The organism is Streptomyces sp. WAC05292 (genome assembly GCF_003949955.1).
In the GTDB taxonomy this organism is placed as follows: Bacteria; Actinomycetota; Actinomycetes; order Streptomycetales; family Streptomycetaceae; genus Streptomyces; species Streptomyces globosus.
Map to the genome: position 1 here is coordinate 1 of NZ_RPSE01000103.1, position 17,267 is coordinate 17,267.

Sequence of the window (17,267 nt, forward strand, 5' to 3'; positions counted from 1 at the left end):
CGCGCCCGATCTCCGCGTTGGACCGGCCGTGGCTCATGCCCTCCAGCACCTGGATCTCGCGCGCGGTGAGGGTGGGCGCGGCGCCCATCTCGGCGGAGCGGAGCCGGCGCGGGGCCAGCCGCCAGGTCGGGTCGGCGAGGGCCTGCGTGACCGTGGCCCGCAGTTCGGCGCGCGAGGCGTCCTTGTGCAGGTAGCCGCGGGCGCCGGCGGCGACCGCCAGCGCCACGCCGTCGAGGTCCTCGGCGACGGTGAGCATGATGATGCGGGCGCCCGGATCGGCCGAGAGCAGCCGGCGCACCGTCTCCACTCCGCCGAGCCCGGGCATCCGTACGTCCATGAGAATCAGGTCGGAGCGGTCGGCGCCCCAGCGGCGGAGGACTTCCTCGCCGTTGGCAGCCGTCGTCACGCGCTCGACGCCGGGCACGGTGGCAACCGCGCGACGGAGCGCCTCTCGGGCAAGCGGGGAGTCGTCGCAGACGAGGACGGAAGTCATGACCGCCCTCCGGAGCTGCTGATGCGCGTCACCTTGAGCCTCCAGGCTGGGTACGTATCGTCACCTGTGCGGTCGATGCTCTCGGACACCTGTCCGGGAGGTCATTGGTTCAACCGCCTTCGCTCTCTCAACGATGGTCACTCGAAAGAGTTACGGGTCGGACGGACACCTTCGGCACTCTACGTGAGGGCGCGATCACATCGGCGGTGCCACTCGCCGCTTGTCCTCCATCTGGAGTTATGCCCTATTTGGCGGCTTTCCTTCCGTTTCGCCTGTGTCTGAGGCTAGATTCCCAATGAGTCATATTTACATCTACTAGGACAGTAGGTGTGGTGGCTCGGACCGTATCCGTCTCAGTACCGGCACGAACGAGGACTACCCATGGCAGATTTCTCCCGCCTCCCCGGACCGAACGCCGACCTCTGGGACTGGCAGCTGCTGGCCGCCTGCCGCGGGGTCGACAGCTCCCTCTTCTTCCACCCGGAGGGCGAGCGGGGCGCGGCCAGGAGTGCGCGCGAGGCCTCGGCTAAAGAGGTCTGCATGCGATGCCCGGTGCGTTCGGAATGCGCCGCGCACGCGCTGGCCGTCCGCGAGCCCTACGGGGTGTGGGGCGGCCTCACGGAGGACGAGCGCGAGGAGCTGATGGGCCGCGCCCGCCATCGGCTGATCCCCGCGTCGAGCACGATCGGACGGATCACACCGGACTGAGCCGGATCCGGCCCAGCGAAGAAGGAACGTTTCACCAGCCTGCTGCGGGCGCTGCCCGCCGCTCGCGGCGGGGTTCAGCGCGCCGCGGCCCGCTCCAGCTCGGCGAGGGTCGCGGCGACGGCGGGCACCCGGGCCAGGTCGGGCAGGGTCAGCGCCACCACCTCGCGTTCGACGGCCGGCTCGACGGCCACGGTGCTCACCCCCTTGGCGCGGACGGACTCCACAGCGAGCTCCGGCAGCACCGCGACGCCGAGCCCCGCCCCGACCAGGCCGGCGACGGCCGGGTAGTCGTCGGTGGCGAAGTCGATGCGCGGGGTGAAGCCCGCGTCCTCGCACACCTCGACCAGGTGGCGGCGGCAGCGCGGACAGCCGGCGATCCACGGCTCGTCGGCGAGTTCCGCCATGCGCACGCTGGCGGAGCCGGCCAGCCGGTGGCCCTCGGGCACCAGCCCGACGAGGCGGTCGGTCAGCAGCGGCCGCACGACCAGGTCCTCCCACCCCTCGGCGGCCGGCGCCCCGGCGCCGCCGGGACCCGGGGCGGCCGGGTCGGAGCCGGCGTAGCGGAAGGCCAGTGCCACGTCGCAGTCGCCGTCGCGCAGCATCTCCACCGAGCGCGGCGGCTCCGCCTCGACCAGCGAGATCCGCGTCCCCGGGTGCTCGGCGCGCATCGCCGCGAGCGCCGTCGGCACCAGGGTGGAGCTGCCGCTGGGGAAGGAGACGAGCCGGACCCGGCCGGCGCGCAGCCCGGCGATGGCGGCGACCTCCTCCTCCGCGGCCGTCAGCCCGGCGAGGATCCCCGCGGCGTGCCGCACGAGGGCCTCGCCGGCCTGCGTCAGGCGCATCTCGCGGCCGGCGCGGACGAGCAGCGGCGTGCCGGCCGACTGCTCCAGCGCCTTCATCTGCTGGGAGACGGCGGGCTGCGTGCACCCGAGCTCGCGGGCGGCCGCGGAGAAGGAGCCGGTCCCGGCGACGGCGCGCAGGATCCGGAGATGACGTGCCTCGATCACCCTCTGAGCATAAGCCCGGCTTTGACGGCGGTGCACATATGGGAGGCCGGGCTTTGGGACGCTGGGTTAGCGTGTGCCCCATGCATGTGATCTCCGTGAACGTCGGCCGCGCCGCACCCTCCGAACACACCGACTCCCCCGGCGGGCTGACCGGCATCGGCAAGCGGCCGGTCGCCGGCCCCGTGCGCGTCGCCGCGCCCGGCCCGCGCGGGGTCGGCGGCAGCGGGGTCGAGGGGGACGCCATCGGCGACCTGCGCCACCACGGCGGGGACCACCAGGCCGTCTACGCCTACGCCCGCGAGGACCTCGACTGGTGGGAGGCCGAGCTGGCGCGGGAGCTGCCCGGCGGAATCTTCGGCGAGAACCTCACGACCGCCGGGATCGACCTGACCGGGGCCCTGCTCGGCGAGCGGTGGCTGGTCGGCACGGAGGCCGTCCTGGAGGTCGCCTCGGCCCGCATCCCGTGCCGGACCTTCCAGGGGGTGCTGGGCGAGCGGGCCTGGGTGAAGCGGTTCACCGGGGCCGTGCGGCCGGGGGCGTACCTGCGCGTCGTCCGGGAGGGGCGGATCTCGCCCGGCGACCCGATCGAGGTCGTCGGCCGACCGGACCACGACGTCACGGTGGGGCTGTGGTTCCGGGCCTTCACGACGGAGCGGGAGCTGCTGCCGCGCACGCTGGCGGCGGGGGCGGCGATGGATCCGAAGGCCCGCGAGAAGGCGCAGGCGTACCTGCGCAAGCAGGCGACGGTGGCCGCCGGATAGCGGGCCGCCCGGGGGGCGGGGCGGCGACGGGCTAGGTTGCGGTCATGACGACTGCGCTGATCACTGGTTCCACGGCGGGCATCGGCGCCGCCTTCGCCCGCAGGCTGGCCTCCCGGGGCCACAACCTCGTCCTGGTCGCCCGCGACACCGCGCGCCTGCGCGAGCAGGCCACCGAGCTGCACGACCGGCACGGCATCGAGGCCGAGGTGCTGACCGCCGACCTGTCGGCGGAGGAGGGCATCGCGGCGGTCGAGGAGCGCCTCGGCGACCGCACCCACCCCGTGGACCTGCTGGTCAACAACGCGGGGTTCGGCAACAAGGGCCGCTACCTCGAGGTCTCCATGGCCGACGAGCTGACCATGCTGAAGGTCCACGTCGAGGCGGTGCTGCGGCTGTCCTCGGCGGCGGCCGGCTCCATGCGCGAGCGCGGGCGGGGCGGCATCGTGAACGTGGCCTCGGTGGCGGCGTTCGTGCCGCGGGGCACCTACGGGGCGAGCAAGGCCTGGGTCGTGCAGTTCACCCAGGGGGCGGCGCGCGACCTGGCGGGGTCGGGGGTGCGGATGATGGCGCTGTGCCCGGGGTTCGTGCGGACGGAGTTCCACCAGCGGGCGGGCATGGGGACGGACAACATCCCCGGCTGGATGTGGCTGGACGCGGACAAGCTGGTGGCCGCCGCCCTCGACGACCTGGCCCGCGGCAAGACCGTCTCGGTCCCCGACCCGCGGTACAAGGCGCTGATGGGCGTGGTGAAGCTGGCCCCGCGGGGGCTGCTCGGCGGGCTGTCCTCCCGTACGGGGCGCAAGTACGGGCCCCAGTAGAGGGCGGTTCTTCCTAAAATGGGAATATTCGACCCAGCCCGGGAGATGCCATGACATTCGTGCAGATAGTTGATTACGAGACAAGCAGACCCGAGGCCGTGGGCGCGCTCTTCGACCGGTACCTGGAGCAGTCCGACGGCAAACGCACGGTGACCCACAGCCTGATCGGCAGGGACCGGGAGGCGGAGACGCACTATGTCGACGTCGTCGAATTCCCCTCGTACGAAGATGCCATGAAGAACTCTCACCTCCCGGAGACGGACCGGATGTTCCGGGAGATGGTGGCCCTCTGCGAGGGGACGCCGCGGTTCACCAACCTGGACGTCGTCCGGGACGACCACCCGGGCTCCCTGTTGGCCGACCGGGTGTTCGACGACATCGCCGTCAAGGGCGATCTGGGCGCCGTCGCCGAGGTCTTCGCGGCGGACTACCGCCACCACGACGTCATGGGCCCGGCGGGCCGCACGGGCCGCGAGGCGGTCGTCGAGGACGTGTCGATGTGGCGTGCCGCCTTCGACTTCGACTTCGCGCGCGAGGCGCAGACGGCGCAGGACGACTTCGTCACCACGCTGTGGACCTGGACCGGCCGCCACAAGGGCGCCTTCATGGGCGCCGCCCCGACCGGGAGGACCTGCACCATGACCGGGACGACCGTCTTCCGGTGCCGGGACGGGATGATCGCGGAGGGCTGGTGGCACTACGACGCCCTGGGCCTGATGCGGCAGCTCGGGGCGCGGGGCTGACGGCGCGGCAGCCGGCGGCGGACACGGCGACGGCCCCGGCCGCTCCCGCCTCGCGGCGGTGGCGGCCGGGGCCGTCGTCTGTCCGGCCGGGGGCTCACACCCCCGCGGGATCAGTGGCTGTGGCCGTGGCCGTGGCCGTGCCCGTGGCCGTTCGCCTCTTCCTCTTCCTTCTTCTCGACGACCAGGGTCTCGGTCGTGAGCAGCAGGGAGGCGATGGAGGCGGCGTTCTCCAGGGCGGAGCGGGTCACCTTGACCGGGTCGATGACGCCGGCCTTGACCAGGTCGCCGTACTCGCCGGAGGCGGCGTTGAAGCCCTGGCCCTTGTCGAGCTCGGCCACCTTGGAGGTGATGACGTAGCCCTCCAGGCCCGCGTTCTCGGCGATCCAGCGCAGCGGCTCGACGGCGGCGCGGCGCACGACCGCGACACCGGTGCCCTCGTCGCCGGTCAGGTCGAGGTTGCCCTCCAGGACCTTGACGGCGTGCACGAGCGCGGAACCGCCACCGGAGACGATGCCCTCCTCGACCGCGGCGCGGGTCGCGGAGATGGCGTCCTCAAGGCGGTGCTTCTTCTCCTTCAGCTCCACCTCGGTGGCGGCGCCGACCTTGATGACGCAGACGCCGCCGGCGAGCTTCGCGAGGCGCTCCTGGAGCTTCTCGCGGTCCCAGTCGGAGTCGGTCGCCTCGATCTCGGCCTTGATCTGGTTGACGCGGCCGAGGACGTCCTCGGAGGAGCCCGCACCGTCGACGATGGTGGTGTCGTCCTTGGTGACGGTCACGCGGCGCGCGGTGCCCAGGACGTCCAGGCCGGCCTGGTCGAGCTTGAGGCCGACCTCCTCGGCGATGACGGTGGCACCGGTGAGGGTGGCCATGTCCTGGAGCATCGCCTTGCGGCGGTCGCCGAAGCCGGGGGCCTTGACCGCGACGGCGTTGAACGTCCCGCGGATCTTGTTGACGACCAGGGTCGACAGGGCCTCGCCCTCGACGTCCTCGGCGATGATCAGCAGCGGCTTGGAGCCACCCGCCTGGATGACCTTCTCCAGCAGCGGCAGCAGGTCCTGGATCGAGGCGATCTTGCCCTGGTGGATCAGGATGTAGGGGTCCTCCAGGACCGCCTCCATGCGCTCCTGGTCCGTGACGAAGTACGGCGACAGGTAGCCCTTGTCGAAGGCCATGCCCTCGGTGAACTCGAGCTCCAGGCCGAAGGCGTTGGACTCCTCGACGGTGATGACGCCGTCCTTGCCCACCTTGTCCATCGCCTCGGCGATGAGCTCGCCGACCTGCTGGTCCTGCGCGGAGAGCGCGGCGACGGCGGCGATGTCGGACTTGTCCTCGATCGGGCGGGCGGTCGCGAGGAGCTCGGCGGACACGGCCTTGACCGCGGCGTCGATGCCCTTCTTCAGGGCGGCCGGGGAGGCGCCGGCGGCGACGTTGCGCAGACCCTCGCGGACCAGCGCCTGGGCCAGGACGGTGGCGGTGGTGGTGCCGTCGCCCGCGATGTCGTTGGTCTTGGTCGCCACCTCCTTCACCAGCTGCGCGCCGAGGTTCTCGTACGGGTCGTCCAGCTCGACCTCGCGGGCGATGGTGACACCGTCGTTGGTGATGGTCGGGGCGCCGAACTTCTTGTCGATGACGACGTTGCGGCCCTTGGGACCGATCGTCACCTTGACCGTGTCGGCCAGCTTGTTGACGCCGCGCTCGAGGGCGCGACGGGCGTCCTCGTCGAACTTCAGGATCTTCGCCATGGGAGCGGTTCAGCCCTCTCGAAAACTAGGGTTCAAAGAACCGCGCCCCTCGCCGCCCGGCAATCAGCGGGGTGACCAGGGGCGCAGCTCAAAGCAGTGCTGGGAGAAGTGAATTACTTCTCGATGATCGCGAGCACGTCGCGAGCCGAGAGGACGAGGTACTCCTCGCCGCTGTACTTCACCTCGGTGCCGCCGTACTTGCTGTACAGCACGACGTCGCCGACGGAGACGTCCAGCGGCAGGCGCTGGCCGTCCTCGAAGCGGCCCGGGCCCACGGCGAGGACGACGCCCTCCTGGGGCTTCTCCTTCGCGGTGTCCGGGATGACCAGGCCGGAGGCCGTGGTCTGCTCGGCGTCGAGCGGCTGGACCACGATGCGGTCCTCAAGCGGCTTGATGGCAACCTTGGAGCTGGCGGTCGTCACGATCCGACCTCCCCCTTCGGAGATCTCACGGGGTTAACTGTCTGAGGTGGCGACCAGGTGGATCCGTCGTCGCGGGTGCCGGACCTGCCCGTCGCTGTGTTGGCACTCACCGGGGGCGAGTGCCAGGTGCGAGACTATTCCGGCGATTAGCACTCGGTCAAGCGGAGTGCCAACACGCTCGGTCGACGTACGCCTTCCGGCCACTCCCGGGCCGAATTCCGCACCTCGCGCAGGGCTTCGCCGCGGGCCCGCGGCGCGCCGGCCCGGCGGGTCCGCCGCCCGGGGCAACCCCGGGGCGGCCGGGCGCGTCGTAGAAGATATGAAGATAAAGCGCCCGAATGCGGACGAGATCACTCCGGCCGGCCCGGGCGCGCCGTGCGGGGCCTGAAGCCCCTCACGCCGGCGGGCGCGCGCCGGCGAACCGAGGCCCTGCTGCTCGCCTTCACCGTCGGCATCACCGTCCTCGGCCACGCGAGCGCCGGACTCGCGCTGAACGGCGCGCTCCCGGTGAACCTGGCCGCCTTCGCGGCCAGCATGAGCCTGCTCGCCCTCGTCGCCCACCTGGGCGTGCGCCGGTTCGCGGCGTACGCCGATCCGCTCGTCCTGCCCCTGGCCCTGCTGCTGACGGGGCTGGGGCTGGTGCTGCTGCACCGGCTCGACCACGCGTACATCGAGCAGTACCGGGGCGACGCGTACGCGCCCGGCCAGCTCGTGTGGACGGTCATCGGGGTGGCGGCCTGCCTGCTGGCGCTGGCCCTGCTGCGCGACCACCGCCGGCTCCAGCGGTTCATCTACCTCACGATGGCGGCGGCGCTGGTGCTGCTGGCCGCGCCGGCCTTCTCCCCGGCGGACACGTACGGCGCCAAGCGGTGGATCGTCGTCGGCGGGCTGTCGGTGCAGCCCGGCGAGTTCGTGAAGATCATGATCGCGGTGTTCTTCGCGGGCTACCTGGTGGTCCACCGGGAGTCGCTGGCGCTGACCGGCCGCCGGTTCCTCGGGATGCGGCTGCCGCCGATGCGGCAGCTCGGCCCCATCGCCACGGTGTGGATCCTCTCCCTGCTCGTCCTGGTCTTCGAGCGCGACCTCGGGACGTCGCTGATCTTCTTCGGCGTCTTCGTGGTGATGCTGTACGTGGCCACCGAGCGCACCGGATGGATCGTGTGCGGCCTGGTCATGGCCGCGGGCGGCGCCTTCGCGGTCGGCTCGGCCGAGCCGCACGTCAAGGCGCGCGTGGCGGCCTGGCTGGACCCGCTGTCGTACTACCGGCAGCAGCGGCCGCCGGGCGTCACCTCGGAACAGGCGGCGCAGGCGCTGTTCGGCTTCGGCAGCGGCGGCATGTCGGGGACGGGGCTCGGCCTCGGACATCCCGAGCTGATCAAGTTCGCCGGCCGCAGCGACTTCATCCTCACCACCGTCGGGGAGGAGCTCGGACTCGCCGGCGTCATGGCCGTCCTGCTGCTGTACGCGCTCCTCGTGCAGCGGGGGCTGCGGATGGCGCTCGGCGCCCGCGACCCGTTCGGGAAGCTGCTGGCGGTGGGCCTGGCGGCGGCGCTGGCGCTCCAGGTGTTCGTGGTGGCGGGGGGCGTGACCGGGCTGATCCCCCTGACCGGCAAGGCCCTGCCGTTCCTGGCGAAGGGGGGCTCGTCGCTGCTCGCCAACTGGATCATGGTCGCGCTGCTGCTGCGGATCAGCGACAGCGCGGAGCGGCAGCGCGAGGCCGACCGGCGCGGGCCGGCGGGCGCGGCGCACCCTGCCGCACCGGCGTACGCGCGCCCGGCCCGGGCGGTGCCGGGCCGCTGACCCGGCGGCCTCAGGCGGCCGGCGCGGCTTCGGTGCGGGAGGCGCGGGCCGCGAGGAGCAGCAGCGGCCCGCAGCCCGCCACGAGCAGCCAGCCCGGCCGGGACGCCCCGGCGAGGGCGGCCGGGGCGGCGCCGGCGACGAGCCCGCCCGCGACGGCGATGCCGACCGCGGAGCCGACCTGCCGGGCGGTGGACGTGATCGCCGCGGCCACCCCGGCCCGCGCGGGCGGCAGCCCGCCCACGGCCGTGTTCGTCAGCGGGGCGTTGGCGAAGCCGAAACCGATCCCGACGAGCAGGTTCGCCGCGAGCAGCGGCAGCACGCCGTCCCCGGCCCCAAGGCCGACGGCGGCCCCGCACAGCCCGCCGGCCGCGGTGAACGCCCCCGCCGACAGCAGCGGGCGGCGCGGCCCCCGGCGGCCCGCCATCCGGCCGGCCCAGGGCGCGCACAAGGTCGCGCCGAGCGCCAGGGGCAGGGTCGCGAGGCCCGCGGCCGGCGGGGGCAGGCCGAGGCCGTGCTGGAGGTGGAAGGTGCCGAGCAGAAGGGTCGCGGTCAGCGCGGTGAACACCGCGGCGGCCCCCGCCGCGGCCGCGGCGAAGGGCGGCCTGCGGAAAAGGGCGAGGTCCATCAGCGGCTCGGCCCGGCGGCGTTCGACCGCCGCGAATCCGGCGGCCGCCGCGACGGCCGCGGCGCAGCCGGCGAGCGCCCAGGGCGAGGTCCAGCCGATGCGGGGCGCCTCGATCAGGACGCCGACCGACGCGGACAGGGCGAGGATCAGGAGCGCCTGGCCGGGCAGGTCGATCCGGCGGGCGCTTCGCCCGCGGGACTCGGGCACGAAGAGCGCCACCAGCACCAGCGCGGCGGCGACGACCGGCGCGTTGATCCAGAACACCGACCGCCAGCCGAAGGCGCCGATCAGCGCCCCGCCGGCGATCGGCCCGGCCGCCATGCTCAGCCCGAACACGGAGGCCCAGATGCCGATCGCGCGGGCCCGCTCCCGCGGGTCGGGCATCGCACTGACCACGATCGCGAGGGCGACCGGGCTGAGCATCGAGGCGCCGGCGCCCTGGACGGCGCGCGCCGCGACCAGGAAGCCCAGGGAGGGTGCGAACGCGCAGGCCAGCGAGGCGGCGCCGAAGAGGACCAGGCCGACGCGGAAGACGCGGCGCCGGCCGAAGCGGTCCGCGAGCGCGCCGGAGGCGATCAGCAGGCCGGCCAGGACCACGGTGTAGGCGTCGACCGCCCATTCCAGGCCGTGGGTGCCGGTGCCGAGGCCGCGGCCGATCGCGGGCAGGGCGACGTTGACGATCGTGGTGTCGACGCCGACCAGGAACATGCTCAGCGCGCACACGGCGAGCACGGTCCAGCGGCTCCGCGCACCGGGTGCGGCGCCCTGTCCGGGAGGCGGCCCGGGCCGCGGCGCCGGGGCCGGCCCGGGCCGCCGTACGGGGTCCGGCGCCGGCTGCGGCGCCCGTCGCCGGGCCGGGGCCGGGGCCGGGTGCGGGTGCGTCGTCACGGGGTCCGCCTTCCGTCGGGGAGGGTCTGCCGGCCCATGCTCGGACCGGTCCCCGCCGCCCGCGGAGGAAATTTGCCAAGGCCGCAAAGCGGAGCCCGGATGGGGGCTCGCCGACGGAACTGCCCGACGCCGTGGCCGTGCCTGCGCGCGCCGCGCCGGACCTGCTGCCGCTCGCGGCCGGGGCACCGCGTGTCGCTCGCTGCGGGCAGGGGCCGTCAGGGCCTCAGATGTAGTCCTCCAGGCGGCCTATGCGGAAGCCCTGCTCCTGGATGCTCCGCAGCATGTTCGCGGTCATCTGGACCTCGGTGGCGCCCTTGAGCTCGGCGGGGCCGCGGAAGTGGGCGAGGACGATGTCGCCGGGTTTGAGGCCGGAGCCCTCGGCGTACTGGAAGTCCTTGATCTGCATCGACGCCCGCCACAGCACGACCCGCGAGATGCCGCACTCGGCGGCGGCCTTCAGCGTGTCGTCGTTGTAGTTGCCGTAGGGCGGGCGGAAGAGGGGCGGCTTCGTGCCGAAGCGCTTCTCCAGGCGCTCCTGCTGACCGCATATCTCCTTCTTCTGCGCGGCGAAAGGCAGGGTCCGCAGGTTCGGGTGCGTCAGCGTGTGGTTGTTCACGGTGCTGCCCGAGCCGTTGTCGCGGAGCTTCTCGAAGTGCCCGTAGTCGGACGAGGCCGCGCTGTCGGTGAGGAACATGCTGATCGGCAGCTTGAGGTCGGCCGCCATCTTCAGGAACTCGGGGTCCTTCTCGGCGCCGTCGTCGAAGGTGAGGAAGACGGTCTTCTCGCCCGGGGGCAGGGGTATTCGGTCCACGACCTGCGCCTTCCCGGGCGCGGCGGGCGGCAGGGCCGGCTTCTGCGCCGGCTTGGGGGCGTAGGCCACGGGCGCGGTGAGCCCCCACTTGCGGTACGCCTGCTCGCCCGCCGCGGAGGCGGACGGGGAGGCGGCACCCGGCCCGGCCCCCTGGTCCCCGGCCGGGGCGGAGGACTCGGACCGGGCGGTGTTGCGGCCCAGCCGCTCGATCGGGTCCACGCTGTTCCCGCACCCCGCGAGGGACAGCGCCAGTGCGCCGGCAGCGAGTGTGGCAGCCGTCAGCCGGCGCGCGTGCTTCACAGGTAGTCCTCCAAGCGGGCCACGGCGTAACCCTTGTCCGTGACGGTCTTCATGACGTGGCGGATCATGTCGGGCATGGTGCCCTTCCAGTCCTCGCGCCCCCGGAAATGCGTGAGGATGATATCTCCGGGATGCAGGTCGCGGTCCCATTCACGGTAGTCCATCCGGTTCGGGAAGCCTTCGGCGTTCCACAGCGGAACCGCCTTGATCCCGCAGGACTTTGCCGCGCGCAGCGTGTCCTCGTTGTAGTTGCCGTAGGGCGGCCGGAAGAGCGTCGGGCGCTTGCCGAAGGTCTTCTGGACGGTGTCCTGCTGGCCGCAGATCTCCTCGCGCTGCTTCTCGTAGGAGAGCGCGGGCATGTACCGGTGGTTGAGCGTGTGGTTGTTCAGGGTGACGCCCGCGGCCTGCATGGCCTTGAAGTACGGGTAGTCGTCGCGGATGAGGTAGTCGCTGACGAACGCCGTGTACGGGATCTTCAGCTCCTGCATCATCTTCAGGAACTCGGGGTCCTTCTCCGCGCCGTCGTCGATCGTCAGGAAGACGACCTTGTCCTCGGTCGGAACGGTGGTGAAGACCGGGGGGAGTTCGTCGTGGCCGTCGACCTCGAAGCCGTCGCGGGTGGTGATCTCCGGCTTCTCCTCGGGTGCCGGAGGGGCCACGAGGGGCGGCTTGTCGAGCTTCCACTTCTTCGCCGCGGCGATGACCGCCAGCCGGGCGGCCTTCTGCTTCTCAGCGTAGGTGCCGGCCGCACCCGCCGCACCCGGCGCCTCGGCGCCCTTGCCGGACTTGGCCGGGGCGGGCGCGCCGGAGTCCTGGGAGGAGCCGCACGCCGTGCCGAGGGCGGCGACGAGCAGGGCGGCGGCCGCGACACCGGCCCGGCCGCCGCGGGGGCCGGCCGGCGACCGGCGACCGTGAAGCGCCTTTTGTTCCTTTTGTCGTACTAGCTGCATAGCAGCGCATCCTGGCACCGCGCCCGCGCGCCGCCCCGCCGACACCGCGGAGCGGAGACCGGTCTTCAATCGACTGGCCCACACTGGCCGACAATGAACGGGTGACCCCCGAAGACTTCACCGCCCTCCTGACCCCGGAGGGCCGCACCCTCCTGGACTCCCTCCGCGACTACGACCCGGGCAGGGAGCTCGCCGTCGCCACCCGGCTGCGCCGCGACCACCCCGCCCCGCTCGTCTCCGCCGCGCTCGGACAGGCCCGGCTGCGGCAGCGCGCGGTGGCGAAGTTCGGTGCGGAGGACGCCTTCCGGATGTACTTCACGCCCGGGGGCGCCGAGATGGCGACCCGCGCCTCCGTGGCCGCGTACCGCGCCGGCCGGCTCGCCGCCCTCGGCGTGCGCAGCGTCGCCGACCTGTGCTGCGGCATCGGCGGCGACGCCCTGGCCCTGGCCCGGCGGGGCATCCGGGTGCTGGCGGTCGACCGGGACCCGCTGACCGCGGCCGTCGCCCGCGCCAACGCCGAGGCGCTGGGCCTGGCCGGCCTGGTGGAGGTCCGCGAGGAGGACGTCGCGGCCGTCGACACCTCCGGGTACGACGCCGTGTTCGTCGACCCCGCCCGGCGCGGCGGCCGCGGCCGGGTCTTCGACCCGGAGGCCTACTCGCCGCCGCTGTCCTGGGCGGCCCGGGCGGCCGCCGCGGCCCCCTGCGGCGCCGTCAAGATCGCCCCCGGGATCCCGCACGAGGCCGTCCCCGCGGGGGCCGAGGCCGAGTGGATCTCCGACCACGGCGACGTGAAGGAGGCCGTGCTGTGGTTCGGCACGGCGGCCGCGGACGCCGCGCCCGGCCCCGGCCCCGGGCCCGCCGTACGCGCCACCCTGCTGCCCGGCCCGCGCTCCCTGTACGCCGCCGGACCGCTGCCGCCGCCCCCGGTCGGGCCCGTGGGCCGGTACCTGTACGAGCCCGACGGGGCCGTCATCCGCTCGCACCTCGTCGCCGAGGTCGCCGCGCAGCTCGGCGGCCGGCTCATCGACCCGACGATCGCCTACGTCACCGCGGACGAGCTGCGCGCGACGCCGTACGCGACCGCGTACGAGATCACCGACGTGCTGCCGTTCGGGCTGAAGACCCTGAAGGCGCTGCTGCGGGAGCGCGGCGTCGGCACCCTGACGGTGAAGAAGCGCGGCTCGGCCATCGAACCGGAGGAGCTGCGCAGGAAGGTCAAGCCGCAGGGCCCGAACGAGGCGACGGTCTTCCTCACCCGCGTCGCCGGCGCCCCGTCGATGCTGATCGGGGCGCCCGCCGGCGCTGCGTGAGGGCGCGCACCCGGCGGCGGTTGCGCCGGCTCCGCCGGATACCGGGCGCTGCGCGCCCGGCGGCCCTGGACGGTGGGCCCCGGTCTGCACGAGGATCCGCCCACCGGCCCCGGTCAGCGGCCGGGGTCCGCCTCGACCGATTCGAAGCGCCACCGGTGGACCGGACGGCCGATCAGCTCGGCGGGCGGGGCGGGCAGTTCCGGCAGGTCGGCGGCCAGGCCGTCCTCGGTCTCCCACCAGGTGACGACCAGTACCCGGTCCTGCGGTGCCCGGAAGACCTCCCGCCGTAGCGGCTCACCCTCCGGTGCCTGCGCGCGGGCCCAGGCGAGCAGCTCCGGCCCGCGGCCCTCGGCGGCCCGGGCCTCCCACATCAGCGCGACGGTGCTCACGGGTACAGGTTGTCCTTGCTCAGCTCGTGCACGTGGTCGTGGTCGTGTGCATGCCCGTGGCCGTGGCCGTGCCCGTGGGAGTGCTCCTCCCCCGCGGTGCCCGGCACGTGCGGGTCCGTCACCGGCAGCGAGGAGTCCGCGGACAGGTCCCAGTCCGAGGCGGGCCGGTTCCGCCGGACCATCTCCGCGCCCAGGGCCGCGACCATGGCGCCGTTGTCGGTGCACAGCTTGGGCCGCGGCACGCGCAGGACGATGCCCGCGGCGTCGCAGCGCTCCTGCGCCAGCGCCCGCAGCCGGGAGTTGGCGGCGACACCGCCGCCGATCATCAGGTGGTCGACGCCCTCGTCCTTGCACGCGCGGATCGCCTTGCGCGTGAGGACGTCCACCACGGCCTCCTGGAAGGACGCCGCCACGTCCCGCACCGGCACCTCCTCGCCCGCGTTCCGCTTCGCCTCGATCCAGCGGGCCACGGCCGTCTTCAGCCCGGAGAAGGAGAAGTCGTACGCGGGGTCGCGCGACCCCGTCAGGCCGCGCGGGAAGTTGATCGCCTTCGGGTCGCCCTCCTTCGCGAGCCGGTCGATGACGGGCCCGCCGGGGAAGCCGAGCTGCAGCACCCGCGCGATCTTGTCGAAGGCCTCGCCGGCGGCGTCGTCGATGGTCGCGCCGAGCGGCCGCACGTCGGAGGTGATGTCCGGGGCGAGCAGCAGCGAGGAGTGCCCGCCGGACACCAGCAGCGCCATCGTCGGCTCGGGCAGCGGCCCGTGCTCCAGCTGGTCGACGCAGATGTGCGAGGCCAGGTGGTTCACCCCGTACAGCGGCTTGCCGAGGGCGTACGCGTAGGCCTTGGCGGCGGACACGCCGACGAGCAGCGCGCCGGCCAGCCCCGGTCCGGCGGTGACGGCGATGCCGTCGAGGTCGCGGGCGCTGACCCCGGCCTCCTTCAGGGCGCGCTCGATGGTCGGGACCATCGCCTCCAGGTGCGCGCGGGAGGCCACTTCGGGCACGACCCCGCCGAAGCGGGCGTGCTCGTCGACGCTGGAGGCCACGGCGTCGGCCAGCAGGGTGGTGCCGCGGACGATGCCGACGCCGGTCTCGTCGCAGGAGGTCTCGATGCCGAGGACGAGCGGTTCGTCAGCCATGGGTCTCACCTTGTACGGGTCCGTCCGCGGGGACGGAGTGTGCGGGATCGGAAAGGCGCATCACGAGCGCGTCGACGTTGCCGGGCTGGTAGTAGCCCCTGCGGAAGCCGATCGGCTCGAAGCCGAAGCGCTCGTAGAGCTTCTGGGCGCGGGTGTTGTCCACCCGCACCTCCAGCAGCACCTCGGCGCACTCGAACGCGGTGGCGGCGCGCAGCAGGTCGGTGAGCAGCCGGGCGCCGAGCCCGGTCCCCCACTGGTCGCGCGCTGCCGCGATGGTCTGTACGTCGGCCAGGTCGCCGGCGGCGGCGAGGCCGGCGTAGCCGACGAGGCGGCCCGCCGCGTCCTCGGCGACCACGTAGTGGCGGGTGGCGCGCGGGCCTCGGGAGTGGGCGAGCTCGGACCAGAACATGCCGGCGGACCAGGCGTCCTCGGGGAAGAGGTCCTGCTCCAGTTCGAGCACGGGCCCGATGTCCCACCAGCGCATCGGGCGCAGGACGGCGGAGCCGGCGCGCGGCGGCGCCGCCGGGGGCCGGGGGTCGGGCGACGGGCGGGCGGTCACTGCGGGGTGACCACCTTGTAGTTCTTGGGCACCTGCGCGTCGGGCCGGCGCAGGTACAGCGGGACCGGCGGCAGGAAGTCCAGGCCGGCCTCCAGCCGGTGCGCGGCGAGCGCGGCCAGCGCGGCGGCGCTCTGGTGCTCGGGGTCGCGGGCGTCGGTGAAGACCTGCGGGTACAGGCGGGCGCCCTGGCCGACGGCGGGCACCCCGGCGACCTGGTCGGCGATGTCGGCCGGGCGGTCCACGGCGGGCTCGCCGACCCGGGTGAGGGGGTCCTCGTAGCGCGCCCAGTAGACCTCCTTGCGCCGTGCGTCGGTGGCGACGGTGAAGGGGCCCTCGATGCCGGCGGCCCCCGCGGCGTACGCGAGGCCGTCGAGGGTGCACAGCCCGTGGACGGGGATGCCGAGGACGGCGGCGAAGGTGGTGGCGGTGGCCAGGCCCACGCGCAGCCCGGTGTAGGGGCCCGGGCCGACTCCGACGACGATGCCGGTGAGGGCGTCGAGCTTCAGCCCCGCCTCGGCGAGGACGCGGTCCACGGAGGGGAGCAGCAGCTCCCCGTGGCGGCGGGCGTCGACCTGGTTCGACTCGGCGACGGTCTCGCGGCCGTCGTGGAGGGCGACGGTGACGGCGGGCGTGGCGGTATCTACGGCGAGCAAGAGCACGCGAACAGCCTACGACTCCCCGGGCCCCGGCCCTTGCGGCCGGTCGCCGGGCACCCCGGCTGCTACCTTCGACCCAGGCATCGGCCGGGACCGGGGGCCGGGGGGCGCGCCCGCCGGCGGGCGGCGGCCAGGGGAAGCACGGAGAGGTGGAGCAAGGTGGCAAGCAGAAGCTCGGGAATCGTGGCCGGGCTCACCGTCGCGGCGCTGGCCGCGGTCGGCTTCCTCGGCTACCAGGCCTCCGCGACCGCGCCCGCGGCTCCCGCGCAGCCCCCGCAGGCGGCGGCGTCGCCTTCCGCCGGGGCGGTCGCTCCGGCGCCGGGCCCGGAGAAGCCGGCGGCCGTGCCGGCGGACTCCGGTACCGGTGTGCGGGTCGTGTACTCGCTGGGCCAAAAGCGGGTGTGGCTGGTCGGCGAGGACGGCCGGGAGCCGCGGACGTTCCCGGTGGTGCCGAGCACGGTCCACCCGAAGACCGGCACCTACCTGGTGAGTTCGCGGTCGGGCGCGGTGACCGGTTCGGACGGGGTGCCCGTCGAGCACGTGGTGCGCTTCGCGAACGCCGAGGGCGTCGTGGTGGGCTTCAGCGCGCGCGTCGACGGCGGGATGCCGCAGCCGGACCCGGCGAAGAAGACCGGCGGCATCCGCATGAGCCGCGCCGACGGCGACGCGATGTGGCCGTTCGCCACGATCAACTCGAAGATCGTCGTCGTTCCCTGACCCCCGGCGCCGGCCGCGGGTGCACCCCTTCGGAGGACGGCTTCCCGGAGGCTGCGGGTCAGGCGGCCTCGGATTCCGGGCCGGGCCGGCCGAGCGGCGCGCGGGCCGCTGCGCCGCGGCCGGGGTCGGCCGCGCCGCGTACGGGGTCGGCGGCGTCGCGTGCGGGCCGGGCCTGCTCGCGGGCAGGGGGCGTGGAGACGGCGGTCGCCGCCGCGCAGGCGGCGAGCAGCGTGCCCATGGGGACGGCGGTGGGGCGGTGGTCGCGGGGTGCTGCTCCTGTCGACATGGCTGCCCTCCTGGCCCCGGGCCGGCGCTGGTGCACGTGGACGCGTACCGGCTGGGCGGCGGGCTCGACGAGATGGAGGACCTGGACCTCGACGTGTCGCTGCCCGAGTCCGTGGTCGTCGTCGAGTGGGGCGACGGCAAGGT

19 protein-coding genes and 1 pseudogene are annotated in these 17,267 nt (G+C 73.9%); 8 read left to right on the forward strand and 12 right to left on the reverse strand.

Features of this window, described 5'->3' with window-relative positions:
* Positions 1 to 493, reverse strand: a 493-nt coding sequence (locus EF903_RS14160; RefSeq protein ID WP_148142523.1) for a response regulator transcription factor, incomplete at its 3' end; no start/stop codon positions are given.
* A gap of 381 nt (positions 494 to 874) precedes the next feature.
* Here EF903_RS14160 and EF903_RS14165 point away from each other — a divergent pair.
* The gene (locus tag EF903_RS14165) at positions 875 to 1,201 is read left to right on the forward strand and encodes a WhiB family transcriptional regulator (protein WP_114053777.1); all 327 of its coding nucleotides are present in this window, start codon (positions 875 to 877) and stop codon (positions 1,199 to 1,201) included.
* Between the two features lie 74 nt (positions 1,202 to 1,275).
* On the opposite strand, the gene EF903_RS14170 is transcribed toward EF903_RS14165, so the two are convergent.
* A complete protein-coding gene (locus EF903_RS14170; RefSeq protein WP_125543576.1) occupies positions 1,276 to 2,208 on the reverse strand; it encodes a LysR family transcriptional regulator in 933 nt (310 codons plus the stop codon).
* An 80-nt stretch (positions 2,209 to 2,288) separates the two neighbouring features.
* Here EF903_RS14170 and EF903_RS14175 point away from each other — a divergent pair, with 80 nt between their 5' ends.
* The 3 genes from EF903_RS14175 to EF903_RS14185 are packed head-to-tail and all read left to right on the forward strand — an operon-like array spanning position 2,289 to position 4,530.
* Positions 2,289 to 2,969 carry an MOSC domain-containing protein gene (locus EF903_RS14175; protein ID WP_125543577.1) on the forward strand — a complete coding sequence of 227 codons (681 nt, stop codon included), beginning with the start codon at positions 2,289 to 2,291 and terminating at the stop codon, positions 2,967 to 2,969.
* 44 nt (positions 2,970 to 3,013) lie between these two features.
* Positions 3,014 to 3,787, forward strand: coding sequence for an SDR family oxidoreductase (locus EF903_RS14180; RefSeq protein ID WP_125543578.1), 774 nt, complete (start codon positions 3,014 to 3,016; stop codon positions 3,785 to 3,787).
* A 50-nt stretch (positions 3,788 to 3,837) separates the two neighbouring features.
* Positions 3,838 to 4,530 (forward strand): ester cyclase, encoded by a 693-nt coding sequence (locus tag EF903_RS14185; RefSeq protein ID WP_125543579.1) that lies wholly within the window; start codon positions 3,838 to 3,840, stop codon positions 4,528 to 4,530.
* Positions 4,531 to 4,640: 110 nt separating this feature from the next.
* On the opposite strand, the gene groL is transcribed toward EF903_RS14185, so the two are convergent.
* Positions 4,641 to 6,272 (reverse strand): chaperonin GroEL, encoded by a 1,632-nt coding sequence (gene groL / locus EF903_RS14190; protein ID WP_125543580.1) that lies wholly within the window; start codon positions 6,270 to 6,272, stop codon positions 4,641 to 4,643.
* Between the two features lie 113 nt (positions 6,273 to 6,385).
* Positions 6,386 to 6,694 (reverse strand): co-chaperone GroES, encoded by a 309-nt coding sequence (groES, locus tag EF903_RS14195; protein WP_114053772.1) that lies wholly within the window; start codon positions 6,692 to 6,694, stop codon positions 6,386 to 6,388.
* Between the two features lie 375 nt (positions 6,695 to 7,069).
* Here groES and EF903_RS14200 point away from each other — a divergent pair, with 375 nt between their 5' ends.
* Complete coding sequence (locus EF903_RS14200) at positions 7,070 to 8,494, forward strand: FtsW/RodA/SpoVE family cell cycle protein (protein ID WP_125543581.1); 1,425 nt, start codon at positions 7,070 to 7,072, stop codon at positions 8,492 to 8,494.
* Positions 8,495 to 8,504: 10 nt separating this feature from the next.
* On the opposite strand, the gene EF903_RS14205 is transcribed toward EF903_RS14200, so the two are convergent.
* The 3 genes from EF903_RS14205 to EF903_RS14215 form a co-directional block, all read right to left on the reverse strand.
* Positions 8,505 to 9,842 carry an MFS transporter gene (locus EF903_RS14205; RefSeq protein ID WP_312845924.1) on the reverse strand — a complete coding sequence of 446 codons (1,338 nt, stop codon included), beginning with the start codon at positions 9,840 to 9,842 and terminating at the stop codon, positions 8,505 to 8,507.
* 388 nt (positions 9,843 to 10,230) lie between these two features.
* Positions 10,231 to 11,118 (reverse strand): polysaccharide deacetylase family protein, encoded by an 888-nt coding sequence (locus EF903_RS14210; protein WP_260615255.1) that lies wholly within the window; start codon positions 11,116 to 11,118, stop codon positions 10,231 to 10,233.
* Positions 11,115 to 12,068, reverse strand: a complete 954-nt coding sequence (locus EF903_RS14215) for a polysaccharide deacetylase family protein (protein WP_125543583.1) — start codon at positions 12,066 to 12,068, stop codon at positions 11,115 to 11,117. Before EF903_RS14215 ends, EF903_RS14210 begins: the two co-directional genes overlap by 4 nt.
* 68 nt (positions 12,069 to 12,136) lie before the next feature.
* Between EF903_RS14215 and EF903_RS14220 the strand changes: the two genes are divergently transcribed.
* On the forward strand, positions 12,137 to 13,378 hold the full coding sequence (locus EF903_RS14220; RefSeq protein ID WP_399420826.1) for a THUMP-like domain-containing protein: 1,242 nt from the start codon (positions 12,137 to 12,139) through the stop codon (positions 13,376 to 13,378).
* 113 nt (positions 13,379 to 13,491) lie between these two features.
* Here the strand turns inward: EF903_RS14220 and EF903_RS14225 are convergent, their stop codons facing one another.
* The 4 genes from EF903_RS14225 to tsaB form a co-directional block, all read right to left on the reverse strand.
* Positions 13,492 to 13,767, reverse strand: a complete 276-nt coding sequence (locus EF903_RS14225) for a hypothetical protein (RefSeq protein WP_260615260.1) — start codon at positions 13,765 to 13,767, stop codon at positions 13,492 to 13,494.
* Positions 13,764 to 14,906 carry a tRNA (adenosine(37)-N6)-threonylcarbamoyltransferase complex transferase subunit TsaD gene (tsaD, locus tag EF903_RS14230; RefSeq protein ID WP_125543585.1) on the reverse strand — a complete coding sequence of 381 codons (1,143 nt, stop codon included), beginning with the start codon at positions 14,904 to 14,906 and terminating at the stop codon, positions 13,764 to 13,766. Before tsaD ends, EF903_RS14225 begins: the two co-directional genes overlap by 4 nt.
* Entirely contained in the window at positions 14,899 to 15,390 is a 492-nt protein-coding gene (gene rimI / locus EF903_RS14235; protein WP_114058420.1) for a ribosomal protein S18-alanine N-acetyltransferase, read from the reverse strand. The genes tsaD and rimI overlap by 8 nt, the downstream gene beginning before the upstream one ends.
* A 71-nt stretch (positions 15,391 to 15,461) precedes the next feature.
* Positions 15,462 to 16,124 carry a tRNA (adenosine(37)-N6)-threonylcarbamoyltransferase complex dimerization subunit type 1 TsaB gene (gene tsaB / locus EF903_RS14240; protein ID WP_125543586.1) on the reverse strand — a complete coding sequence of 221 codons (663 nt, stop codon included), beginning with the start codon at positions 16,122 to 16,124 and terminating at the stop codon, positions 15,462 to 15,464.
* Between the two features lie 156 nt (positions 16,125 to 16,280).
* Here tsaB and EF903_RS14245 point away from each other — a divergent pair, with 156 nt between their 5' ends.
* The gene (locus tag EF903_RS14245; RefSeq protein WP_125543587.1) at positions 16,281 to 16,838 is read left to right on the forward strand and encodes a hypothetical protein; all 558 of its coding nucleotides are present in this window, start codon (positions 16,281 to 16,283) and stop codon (positions 16,836 to 16,838) included.
* 58 nt (positions 16,839 to 16,896) lie between these two features.
* On the opposite strand, the gene EF903_RS14250 is transcribed toward EF903_RS14245, so the two are convergent.
* A complete protein-coding gene (locus tag EF903_RS14250; protein WP_125543588.1) occupies positions 16,897 to 17,124 on the reverse strand; it encodes a hypothetical protein in 228 nt (75 codons plus the stop codon).
* Here EF903_RS14250 and EF903_RS36105 point away from each other — a divergent pair.
* Positions 17,041 to 17,267, forward strand: a pseudogene (locus EF903_RS36105) (tRNA (adenosine(37)-N6)-threonylcarbamoyltransferase complex ATPase subunit type 1 TsaE); the annotation flags it as partial. The gene EF903_RS14250 and the pseudogene EF903_RS36105 sit on opposite strands and share 84 nt — an antisense overlap.